Here is an 11,822-nt window from a genome sequence, read left to right as displayed (position 1 = left end):
GTGCTCCGGGAAACCCCGCTAGGGACTTTGTTTTCACCATTTGATACTGATGAGCAGATCCCCCCACGCTGGGGGAGTGTTGTGAACCGAGCACCGCCATGAACCCTGTGACCCCGCCTTCCATCGCTCTGACCGCCGCCACGCCCCCAGCGGGCCGCCTTAGGTTGGCCCTGCCTGCATGGACCGCCTGTGCCGCACTGGCGGCTGCCGGTGTGCTGGCGGGCGCGGCGCTGCTGCCACGGACGGCGCAGGCGCAGGTGGGGGCCAACGCTCCCGCGCGCATCGGCGTGGTGGGGCCTTTCACCGGGCCGTCGGCCGACTTTGGCGTACCCATGCTCAACGGCATCAAGCTGGCGGTGGACGAGATCAATGCCGGGGGCGGCTACCTCGGCCGCCCGCTGGAGCTGGTCATCAAGGACGACAGGGCCGACCCCGAACAGGGCCGCAAGGTGTCGCAGGAGCTGCTGGCAGAGAAGGTCGTTGCCACCATTGGCTTTTGCAACAGCGGCGTGGCGCTCAAGGCCATCGACCTGTTCCAGGACGCCAAAAGCCCGCTCATCGTGCCCTGCGCCACGGCCACTGCCATCACGGCCAAATACCCCGCGCCCGACAGCTACATCTTCCGCGTGCAAGGGCGCGACGCGATCCAGGCGCCGTTCATCGTGGACGACATCGTCAAACGCGGCTGGGACAAGGTCGCCATTTTTGCCGACAAGACCGGCTACGGCGAGGGCGGCTATAACGATATGGTGGCCGCCTTGGCGACCAAGAACCTCAAGCCAGTGTACGTAGGGCGCTTTGATCTGGGCGTCAAAGACCTCACGGCCGAGCTCACGGCCGCCCGCGCTGCGGGGGCCAACGTGATCCTCAGCTACACCGTGGGCCAGGAAAATGCGGTGATCGCCAACGGCAAGAAAGCGCTGAACTGGAAGGTGCCGCAGATGGGGCCATGGACGCTGTCCTTTCCGTACTTTCTGGAAGGCGCCAAGGACGCTGCCGAGGGCGCGCTCGTGGTGCAGACCTTCATTGCTGAACCCAGCAACGAGCGCCGGGCATCATTCCTGTCGGGCTACACCCGCAAGTACAAGGTCAAGTTGGCGGTGCCCATGGCGGCGGCCAACGCCTACGACGCCACCTATCTGCTGATGTATTCGTTCCTCGGCATCCGCGACGGCAACCTGAACGGCAAGGCCATCAAGGAGTCGCTGGAGGGCAAGATGAAGACCTACTACGGCGTGGTCACCACCTACGACAAGCCCTTCAGCGCGCAGGACAAGGACGCGATCACGCGCAACATGCTGGTCATGGGCGTGGTCAAGAACGGTGCCATCACCTTTGCCTACCCCGAAGACGCCAAACGCAACCTCATCGTGCAGCGCAAGCAATAACGAAAAGCGGGTGCCTGCGCTCGCCACCCGCGAGCCCACCCACCTGACTTTGCGCTGACCACCTCGGGCGCCGTCGGCCCGGGCCGACGGCGCAACAAGGACAATCGGGCCGTGCTGTCCGTCCTGCTCATCACCTTCCCCTTCTTCGCGCTGGTGCTCTGCGGCTACCTGGCCGCACGGCGCGGCGTGCTGCCCCAGCCGGCCATCCCGGGGCTCAATGCCTTCGTGCTTTACTTTGCGCTGCCCTGCATGCTGTACCGCTTTGGCGCCAGCACGCCCATTGGCAAGCTGCTGGACCCGGCCGTGGCTGGCGTGTATGTGCTGTGCGCCCTGGTCATGGTGGCGGGCACGGTAGCGCTCACGCGCAATGCCCGCATCGGCTGGAACGACGCTGCCTTCGGCGCCCTGGTCGCGGCTTTTCCCAACACCGGCTTCATGGGCGTGCCGCTGCTGGTGGCCTTGTTGGGGGCGCAAAGCGCCGGGCCCGCCATCTTCATCGTGCTGATCGACATGGTCTTCACCAGCTCGGTGTGCATTGCGCTGTCGCGGCTGGATGGTGCCGGTGCGCAGGGCGCAGGCGCGGCCGTGCGCAACGCGCTCAAGGGCATTGCCACCAACCCCATGCCGTGGTCGATTGCGCTGGGCGCGGTGGCCTCGGCTTTGCAGTTTCAGCTGCCGGGTCCGGTGGACAAGACCGTGGCCATGCTGGCCGATGCCGCATCGCCCGTGGCGCTGTTCACCATTGGTGCCGTGCTGGCCCGCTCGCAGATGAACCAGCACGAACAGGTGCTCGCGCGCGATTACGTACCCGTGGCACTGGCCAAGCTGCTGGTGCACCCGCTGCTGGTGTGGTGTGTGGGCACAGCCGCCATCGCCCTGGGCGTGCCGCTGGCGCCGTTTGCCCTCACGGTGCTGGTGCTGCTGGCCGCGCTGCCCAGTGCCAGCAATGTGTCGCTGCTGGCCGAAAAATTTGGCGCGCACAACGGGCGCATCGCCCGCATCATTTTGGTGTCCACCGCCCTGGCGTTTGTGAGCTTCTCGGCTGCGGTGGCACTCCTGACCTGAGCTCCGGCACTGCGCAGTTGAACCGGGTGTTTTCGAGCAACGGTAGTTGCGCCGTGTGCTTCACTTTTGATAGCTGCCAGCGCTTTATTCATAAGCGCTGGAGCCTCAAATATTCTAAATTCAGTGGGTCCGCAGGGTGCTTGCGCCCTTGTTCGTCAGCGCAAGCTCCGGCAGGCCATTGGGGGCATCAGAACGCCGGAATGATGGCGCCCTTGTACTTGTCCTGAATGAACTTCTTCACTTCCGGTGTGCGCAAGGCTTTCACCAGCTTCAGGATGCTGGGGTCGTTGGCCCGATCCTTGCGCGCTGCGATGAAGTTGGCGTAGTGCGAGCTGCCGGACTCCAGGAACAGCGAGTCTTTGGTGGGGTTGAGCTTGGCTTCGATGGCGTAGTTGGTGTTGATGAGGGCCAGGTCCACATCGTCCAGCGCCCGCGGCAGCAAGGCGGCTTCCAGTTCGCGGAACTTGAGATTTTTGGGGTTCTTCACGATGTCTACCGGCGTCGCCGTGATGTTCTTCGGGTCTTTGAGTTCGATCAGCCCCTGCTTTTGCAGCAGCAACAGCGCACGGCCCGTGTTGGCGGGGTCGTTGGGAATGGCGATGGTGGCGCCGTCTTTGAGTTCGCTGGCTGCCTTGATCTTGCGCGAATAGGCGCCGAAGGGCTCCACATGCACCGTGCCGTCTGCAACGCCCACGATGCTGCTCTTGCGATCCCGGTTGTAGCTGTCGAGGTAGGGCTGGTGCTGGAAGAAGTTGGCATCCAGCTGTTTGTCTTCCACTGCGGCGTTGGGCTGGATGTAGTCGCTGAATTCGCGCACCTGCAAATCCACACCCTGTGCCTTGAGCTGGGGTTTCACAAAGTTCAGGATCTCGGCGTGTGGCACGGCAGACGCGGCGACCTTGAGCACCACATCGGCGGCCTGTGCGCCCAGGGCCAGGGTGGCCAGGGCAATCGCGGAGATTGTTTTCTTCAACATGAAAAATGACTTTCTAAGGCAGTAACAAAGGTTCAACACCACCGTGGATGCCTTGTGCACCCCGGCGCTGGTTGTGAATGGTGAAGTCTAGGTAGCGCAAAAAATCAGTCCAACACTTTGTTCTCATATCGATATTGGGAACATGTCTATCGGCGTTGCCTTGCCCTGCGAAACCTGCAGGCAGAGGGGTTCGCACGGTTGATGCGCAGGGTGCAGAGGTGTTGTTTGCTCCGTGCCGCACAGGCTGGCTCGGGCTTTGAAAGCGCTGAGCGCTGGACGCCATTCGTGGGTTATTCGCCAACGGCCTGGCAGCGTTGTGAAGCCAGTGCAATGATGGCCGCGCCGCCAGCCCGTGTGCTTTGCCAGCCACGCGGCCCATGGGGGAGGTGATGCGGCACACAACTTGCTGCGTCAGTGCAGGCCGCCCGCGAATGAAGAACCTGTTCGAGGGGGCGGGCTGCCGAAGTTCATCCACAACAGGAGATACCAATGAAGAGAAAAACCTGGTTCTGGGCATTGACGCCCGTGGCCGTGGCCTTGTCGCTGTACGGTTGCGGCAATGGCTTAGATTCCGATCTGGCGGTGGACAACAACGCGCAAAGCTGTTCGGTCGTCTCGGGCACCGGCTCTGCGGTGGTGGTGGGTTCCGGCTTGCCGGGCGACCCTGCTGCGCCTGAAGCCGCATCGGGCTACCGCCTGGGCTACAAGGCCAAGCAGTCCAGCAACTACATGGTGGTGGCCAACACCCCGCTGGCCACCAAGGCCGGGTGCGATGTGCTCAAGGCCGGTGGCACGGCGGTGGATGCTGCCGTGGCCGTGCAGGCCGTGCTGGGCCTGGTCGAGCCGCAGTCCAGCACCATCGCTGGCAGCGCCTTCATGATGTATTACGACGCCGCCAACAAGAAGGTGGTGGCCTATGACGGCCGCGAAACCGCACCCGCCGCCGCCACCGGCTACTACCTGGCGCGGCAGGACCAAAGCAATGCCTCGTCTCCCGCCCCCGTGCCCAGCGCACGGCGCAGCGGCCGCTCCATCGGAGTGCCGGGCGTGATGCGCATGCTGGACATGGCCCACAAGGAGCATGGCAAGCTGGCCTGGGCGCCATTGTTTGACGAAGGCATTCGCCTGGCGTCATCGGGCTACAAGATCCCTGGCCGCATGGGCGACGCGATCCGCACCAACGCCGCCAACCTGCAGCTTGATGCCAACGCCGTGGCCGCCTACTTCAATGCAGACGGCACACCCAAGACCACGGGCACCGTGACCACCAACCTGCCTTACGCCCAGTCGCTGCGCACCCTGGCCACTGGCGGTGCCAACGCCATGTACTCCGGCCCCCTGGCCGAAGCCATCGTGGCCAAGGCCGCCCAATCGGTGGGCGACGATGCAGCCAAGACGCCCATCACCCCCAGCCTCATGACGGCGGCTGACCTCAAGAACTACCAGGCCAAAAAGCGCGAGCCGGTGTGCACCACCTACCGCAGCAGCTACTACATCTGCACCATGTCGCCACCGTCTTCGGGCGGCATCGCCATCGCGCAATCGCTGGGCATTCTGGAGAACTTCGACCTCTCCCAATACGGCCCCACCAACCCCAGCAACGAGGGCGGCGTGCCCAGCGTGATGGGCGTGCATTTGGTGTCCGAAGCCCAGCGTCTGGCCTATGCCGACCGCGACAAGTACGTGGCCGACACCGACTTCATCCCGCTGCCCGGTAACGGCGTGTCGTCGATGATCGACAAGGCCTACCTCAAGCAACGCGCATCGCTCATCAACCCCAATGGCAATTCCATGGGCACGGCCACTGCGGGTAATTTGGGCAACGTGCCGCTGGGCGTGGACAAGACCGTGGAGAAGGGCACCACCCACTTCTCCATCGTTGATGCCTATGGCAACGTGGTGTCGATGACCTCCACCGTCGAATCCAGCATGGGCTCGTACCACATGGTCGGCGGTTTCCTGCTCACCAACCAGCTCACCGACTTCTCGGTGCAACCCGCCGACGCTGCCGGCGTGCCCGTGGCCAACCGCGTCGCTCCCGGCAAGCGGCCCCGCAGCACCATGGCGCCCACCCTGGTCTTCAAGGGCACCGGCCCTGGCGATTTTGTGATGGCCACCGGCTCGCCCGGCGGCGGCACCATCATCCAGTACGTGCTCAAGACCGTGGTGGGCGCGCTGGACTGGGGGCTGGATGCACAGCAGGCCACCTCGCTGGTGAACTTCGGCGCCACCAACAGCCCCACCACCAACGTGGACGGTGCCAATACCTCGCTGGATCTGACCGGCCTGATCGACGGCCTCAAGGCCAAGGGCCACACCATCAACAACGCGGCGCAGTCCAGCGGTGTCTCCACCATCATGCGGGTCAACCGCAATGGCCAGACCAAGCTCGAAGGCGGCGTGGACCCACGCCGTGAGGGGATTGTGCTGGGTGACGGCGCCCTCTGATGGCAGCACAGGGCCATCGTTGGGGCACTGGCGCTGACTGAAGGCAGCCCTTGTGCTAAACGGCGCACTGCGTGAGTAGTGCGCCTTTTTTTTGGCATATGCCGTGCCTGGCCGTGGCAAACGCTTGCGCAGTCGTGGGGCTGTCGCCGGAGGCTTGTGGTGCTCACTCAGGTGCTGGCATAGTGCGGCGCGCGCCGGTGTGGTTCGCACACGGCTCTGGCTGCATTTGCTATTGAAGTTATAGCTGCTTGCGCTTGTTGGGTGGGCGCAAGAGTGCTTTTTGAGGGTGTCTTGCGAAAGACTGCTAGCCGCAACCAAGACGCACCCGCATCGGCCCTCAAATCGTCAGCGGATCCACATCCACCAGCCAGCGTATCAAGCCCTTGTGCTCGCGGTTGTGGCGGGTGGTTTGCAGGATGGGCTGCCACGCGGCCAGAAAGCGTTGCAGGGCCGCGCGGCTGGGGCTTTCCATGAGCATTTGTGCGCGTTCCACATTGGCCACGCGCTGGATGGTGAGCGGCACGGGCGGGAACAGCGTCACGGCCTCCAGCCCCGGCAGTGCAGCCGCGTGGGCGGCGGCGGTGGCAGCCTGCAAAAAGCCCTGTGCGGCCTCTTGCGTGCGGGCATCGGCGCGCACCAGGGCTTGGTAAGCGAACGGAGGCATGGCTGCCTCTTCGCGTTCCTTCAGTTGCTGCGCGGCGAAGGCTTCGTAGTCGTGCCTGCGCAGCGCTTCGTACACCGCGTGCTGGGGATGAAAGGTTTGCACCCACATTTCGCACGGCGTGCCCTGGGCCGCCATGTAGGCGGCGTCGCGCCCGGCGCGGCCAGCGGCCTGCATCAGCAGCGCGAACAGCCGTTCGGGCGCGCGGAAGTCACTGCTGAACAGCGCCCCATCGGGTTGCACCGCGGCCACGAGGGTGATGCGGCGGAAGTCGTGGCCCTTGGCGATCATTTGCGTGCCCACCAGCACGTCCACTTCGCCCGCGTGCACCTGGGCCAGTTGCGCTTCCAGCGCGCCTTTGGCCTTGGTGGTGTCGGCATCAATGCGCGCCACGCGGGCGGCATTGCCATCGGGGCGCTGCACGTTGCGCAGCAGGGCGGCCAGTTGTTCTTCGAGTTGTTCGGTGCCCCGGCCCATGGCGTGGATGTCAGGGCTGCCGCAGGTGGGGCAGTGGTGGGGCACGCGCACGGTGAAGCCGCAGTGGTGGCAGCGCAGGGTGCGGTCCGTCTTGTGGAAGACCTGGTGCGCGCTGCAGTGCGGGCAGTCGCTTTTCCAGCCGCAGTCCACGCAATGCAGCACGGGCGCGTAGCCCCGGCGGTTGAGCAGCACCATGCTTTGCTCGCCGCGCGCCACGCGTTCGGTGATGGCTTGCAGCAGCGGCGCGCTGAACACGGCGCGCCGCTGCTGCTGGTTCATGTCCACCCGGCGCACGCGGGCCAGGGCGCCCGCGCCAATGCGGCTGGGCATGTGCAGCCGCAGGTAGCGGCCGCCTTCGGGGTCTTCGGGTGTGGGCGGGCGGCTGGCGTGCCAGCTTTCCAGCGACGGCGTGGCCGAGCCCAGCAGCACCTTGGCGCCTTGCTCACGCCCGCGCCAGATGGCCAGGTCGCGCGCCGAGTAGCGGGCCCCTTCCTGCTGCTTGTAGCTGGGGTCGTGCTCCTCATCGACCACGATGAGCTTGAGCCCTGGCAGGCTGGCAAACACCGCCATGCGTGTGCCCAGCACGATGCGCGCCGTGCCGCTGTGCGCGGCCAGCCAGCTTTTGAGGCGCTGCGGGTTGGTCATGCCGCTGTGCAGCGACACCACCGCGCCTGCGCCAAAGCGCGGCGCGAAGCGGCTGACAAAGCGTTCTTCCAACTGGGGCGTGAGGTTGATCTCAGGCACCATCACCAGCGCTTGCGCGGTGGGGTCGGCTTCCAGCATCTCTTGCACGCAGCGCAGGTACACCTCGGTCTTGCCGCTACCGGTGCTGCCAAACAGCAGAAAGGGGCCAGGGTTTGAGGCAATTTGGGCTCTGGCGCTTTCCTGCTCAGCGGTAAGTGCTATGTTTTCAATAGCGCTTCCAGAATCATCTGCGGCCAGGGCCGGGCGGCGTAGGCGCCGTGCGAGCTGCTCGGGTTTCAGATCTCGCAGCTGGGGCGGCAAGGCAGCCAGTGCCACCTCGCCCAGGGCCCGCTGGTAATAGCGCGCCGTGAAGGCCACCAGGCGGCGCCACGGCAAATCCAGCGGCGCCACGCCTTCCAGCACCCCGCCGATGGCACGCAGGGTGGCGCCGTCGGGCAGCTCGCCGGTGGCGGCATCGCTGTCCCACACCACGCCCAGCACCTCGCGGTTTCCCAGGGGAACGCGCACCAGCGTGCCGGGCGGCAGGGGCCGGTCGCAGGCATAGCTCAGCAAATCACCCACGCCGCTGTGTGACGGTGTGTGCAGGGCTACCGGGGCGATGAAAGGGGAAGAAGCACTCAAGGCTCGGGCGTGAAAGGCAACGGGGGCTGTGATTGTCACCGCGCCGACGTGGTGCAATCCCAAAATTCTGTGGATAACTTTGTTGAAAGCCTGTAGCGACCAGCACCAAACCCGCGCCACTGCTGGCTTTGGACAGAATGCCCGGGAAATAGGCAGAGGGAAAAAATCCTTCTAAATCAAGCAGATGATGCGATTTTTGGCATTTTTTCTGTGGTATGCCGTACGCCATCTCCGCGTTGTCGGTGCAGCAGCGGCGCTGTGCATAAGTGGAACAGCCTGCGGCGTCAAGCCCCCGGCGTGGATGGCCTTCAGATTTGTGGCGGAGGTAAAACTTGCGCCATTGGTTGCAGAAGTGGCGCTAAGTTGTTGATTTTTCTGATGCTTTGCCTGTCATTCAGAAAATCTGTGGATAACTTTGTTGATATCGTCGGTATACCCGCTCCAAACCCTTGAAATGCTTGGGCTGGAGTACTTTGCCCGCCAAATCGGCACAGGGCAGGTGGCTATATGAATCAACCACTTAGCGCAGCGGCGGTGGCGATGCAAAAGAATTTCAATCGGCCTGAGGGCCAGATTTGAAATTTTGATGCCTGCACCGCCGCTGTGCACAACCGGCGTGGTTCAGCCGGCCTGGCGCTGCGAACGCGAGTAGCTGTGCACGGCCTCCACCAGCGCCGCCACATGCTCTGGCGGGGTGAACTGGCTGATGCCGTGGCCCAGGTTGAAGATGTGGGTGGGGCCGGTGGTGGTGCGGTCGGTATGTGGCTGGCCAAAGCTGTCCAGCACCTTGTGCACCTGCTGCACGATCTGCGCAGGGGGCGCAAACAGCACGTTGGGGTCGATGTTGCCTTGCAGGGCCTTGCCGGGGCCACCTGCCGTGCCACCCACAATGGCTCGGGCCTTGCCCAGATTGGCCGTCCAGTCCAGGCCCAGCACTTCGCAGTCGATGTCCTTCATGTCTTCGAGCCAGATGCCGCCGCCCTTGGTGAAGACGATGCGGGGCACGTCCGTGCCGTCCACCCCGGTGCGCTTGAGCTGCGCCAGCACCCGCCGGGTATAGGCCAGGCTGAATTCCTGGAAGGCGCCATCGGCCAGCACGCCGCCCCAGCTGTCGAAAATCATCACGGCCTGGGCGCCCGCATCGATCTGGGCGTTTAGGTAGGCGGCCACGCTGTCGGCGTTCACGGCCAGGATGCGGTGCATCAGGTCGGGGCGGCTGTACATCAGCGTCTTGACGAGGCGGTAGTCGTCGCTGCCCTTGCCTTCGACCATGTAGCAGGCCAGCGTCCAGGGGCTGCCCGAGAAGCCGATGAGCGGCACGCGGCCGTTGAGCGCCTTGCGGATGCTGGTCACGGCGTCAAACACGTAGCGCAGCTTGTCCATGTCGGGCACGGCCAACTCGGCCACGGCGGCTTCGTCGCGCACCACTTTCGCAAAGCGCGGGCCTTCGCCCTCGGCGAACGACAGGCCCAGGCCCATGGCGTCGGGCACGGTGAGGATGTCGCTGAACAGGATGGCCGCGTCCAGCGGGAAGCGCTCCAGCGGCTGCAGCGTCACCTCGGTGGCGTACTCCACGTTCGTGGCCAGGCCCATGAAGCTGCCGGCCTTGGCGCGCGTGGCCTTGTATTCGGGCAGGTAGCGGCCCGCCTGGCGCATGAGCCACAGGGGGGTGTAGTCGGTAGCCTGGCGGCGGCAGGCGCGCAGGAAGGTGTCGTTGGTGAGTGGGGCGTAGCTCATGGCCCCGATTGTCGCAGGCTGCGCGCCTTGCGCCGCATGGCCGCGTTTGCGCCAGCGCAGAAGATGGAGGGGCCGAGGGGCCTGGCCCTACCGCTCGGCAATGTAGTGCGACATGGTTGTGGTTTGCCCAGGCGCCAGGAAGGCGCGCACCTCGGTCTCCAGCGTCTGGTCGGCCACCGTGGCGCGGGCGCGCTGGTGCAGGTAGTCGGCCCACGATTCGACGATGAAGCGCTCCACATACCGCGAGGGTTGCCCCAAGTCTTTGTAGACCCGCCAGAAAGTGGCGCCATCGCGCCGACGCGGCGCCTTCAGGCGGCTGATGGATTCCAGAAACGCGGCATCGGTGCCCGGTGTGATGCGGTAGCCAATTTCTACGGCCACGGGGCCGGCCTCGGGCAGGGGTTCGGCTTCAATGAACAGTTCATCCCAGGGGGTGGCGGGGGTCACTTCGTGCAACGCGCCCATGCGCAGCGGCATGGTGCGCGCCAGCAGCAGGCCCACGCCCATGGCGGCAGCGGCAGCGCACAGGGTGGGCGCCAGCCCGGCCACGTCAGACGCCGCGCCCCAGAAGGCCGAGCCCAGCGCAAAAGCCCCCAGGGCTGCCACCATGTGCAGCGCCACCGCACGCGAACGCACCCAGGGCGGGGCGCTGGCTTGTGTGGCGGTATTGAAGGTGGACATCGCAGACATCCACGCCGCGCCGCCCAGCAGCATGGCCAGGTACACCAGGGGAGCGATTTTGGTCAGTGCCGCCACCACCATGGCCCCCGCAAAGACGAGGCCGCTGACCAGCACGATGGTGTCCAGGCTGAACCGTGCCCGAACCTTGCCCAGCACCAGCCCGGCGGTCACGGCCCCGGTGCCCAGGCAGCCCATGAGCAGGCCGAACCCCTGTGCGCCCGTGCCCAGCTGGCGCTGGGCAATCACCGGCAGCAGCGCCCACAGGGCCGAGCCCGCGGCGCCAAAGGCCATCACCCGCACCAGTTGCGCCAGGATCAGGTCGGAATGCCAGGCAAACCGCAAGCCGCTGAGCATGCCGCCCCACAAGCGCTCGGCCGGCAGGCGGGACGGTGGATGGGCCTTGGGGGGCCAGCGGCGAATGGACTCCCACATCACCAGGGTGGACAAGACGGAGATGGCAAACACCCACCCCGCCCCCCAATGCGCAAACACCAGCCCGGCCAGCGTGGGCCCCACGGCGCGGGCCGCGTTGTAGGCAATGCTCACGGCCGTGATGGCCTGCGGCCACTCATCGCGGGGCACCGGGTCGATTACCGAGGAATTCCACGCGGGCGTCAGCATGGCCGTGCAGCATCCGCCCACAAACACCAGCAGCAGCACCGTGGCGGGGCCTCCCCAACCCAGCAGCACCAGCAGCGTCAGCAGGGCAAAAGCGGCGGTTTGGGCGATCAGCGCCCCGGAGATGAGGCGTCGGCGGTCGTTGGTGTCGGCCAACACGCCGGCGGGCAGGGCCAGCAAAAACATGGGAAGAAAAACGGCCGTCTGCACCAGCGCCGCCAGGAAGGAAGAACCGGTCAGCTCCACCATCAGCCAGGCCGCTGCCATGGCCTGCATGCCATTGCCCACAAAGAACACCCCCCCGCACAGCCAAAGTCCCCGGAAAGCAGGTTGGCGCAGGGGGCTCCACAAGGAGGTAGAAGAAGACATGGCAGCAAGGTGGGGCAGGAAACCGCTGGGGCAGCAGTGGCAGCAGATAGGGCGGTGGAGGGCGTGCCCACCGAGC

At 65.3% G+C, this 11,822-nt stretch carries 7 protein-coding genes; 3 read left to right on the top strand and 4 right to left on the bottom strand.

What is annotated here, in order from left to right; genetic code table 11:
• Positions 1 to 98 precede the first annotated feature (98 nt).
• Both IHV84_RS08830 and IHV84_RS08825 read left to right on the top strand, forming a co-directional pair.
• Positions 99 to 1,388, top strand: a complete 1,290-nt coding sequence (locus IHV84_RS08830; protein ID WP_198846586.1) for an ABC transporter substrate-binding protein — start codon at positions 99 to 101, stop codon at positions 1,386 to 1,388.
• 111 nt (positions 1,389 to 1,499) lie between these two features.
• On the top strand, positions 1,500 to 2,453 hold the full coding sequence (locus tag IHV84_RS08825) for an AEC family transporter (RefSeq protein ID WP_198846585.1): 954 nt from the start codon (positions 1,500 to 1,502) through the stop codon (positions 2,451 to 2,453).
• A 187-nt stretch (positions 2,454 to 2,640) separates the two neighbouring features.
• Here the strand turns inward: IHV84_RS08825 and IHV84_RS08820 are convergent, their stop codons facing one another.
• The gene (locus IHV84_RS08820; RefSeq protein ID WP_044397788.1) at positions 2,641 to 3,429 is read right to left on the bottom strand and encodes a MetQ/NlpA family ABC transporter substrate-binding protein; all 789 of its coding nucleotides are present in this window, start codon (positions 3,427 to 3,429) and stop codon (positions 2,641 to 2,643) included.
• 489 nt (positions 3,430 to 3,918) lie between these two features.
• On the opposite strand from IHV84_RS08820, the gene IHV84_RS08815 reads away from it, so the two are divergent.
• Positions 3,919 to 5,877 (top strand): gamma-glutamyltransferase family protein, encoded by a 1,959-nt coding sequence (locus tag IHV84_RS08815; protein ID WP_198846584.1) that lies wholly within the window; start codon positions 3,919 to 3,921, stop codon positions 5,875 to 5,877.
• 337 nt (positions 5,878 to 6,214) lie between these two features.
• Here the strand turns inward: IHV84_RS08815 and priA are convergent, their stop codons facing one another.
• From priA to IHV84_RS08800, 3 genes are all read right to left on the bottom strand, one after another.
• On the bottom strand, positions 6,215 to 8,341 hold the full coding sequence (gene priA / locus IHV84_RS08810) for a primosomal protein N' (protein ID WP_198846583.1): 2,127 nt from the start codon (positions 8,339 to 8,341) through the stop codon (positions 6,215 to 6,217).
• Positions 8,342 to 8,962: 621 nt separating this feature from the next.
• The gene (hemE, locus tag IHV84_RS08805) at positions 8,963 to 10,078 is read right to left on the bottom strand and encodes a uroporphyrinogen decarboxylase (protein WP_198846582.1); all 1,116 of its coding nucleotides are present in this window, start codon (positions 10,076 to 10,078) and stop codon (positions 8,963 to 8,965) included.
• A gap of 87 nt (positions 10,079 to 10,165) precedes the next feature.
• Positions 10,166 to 11,746: an MFS transporter gene (locus IHV84_RS08800; protein ID WP_198846581.1), complete on the bottom strand. Its 1,581-nt coding sequence runs from the start codon at positions 11,744 to 11,746 to the stop codon at positions 10,166 to 10,168.
• Between the last annotated feature and the right edge of the window lie 76 nt (positions 11,747 to 11,822).

The sequence above is a fragment of the Acidovorax sp. IB03 genome (assembly GCF_016406015.1).
In the GTDB taxonomy this organism is placed as follows: Bacteria; Pseudomonadota; Gammaproteobacteria; order Burkholderiales; family Burkholderiaceae_C; genus Acidovorax; species Acidovorax temperans.
This window is presented reverse-complemented; position numbering and strand designations above follow the sequence as displayed.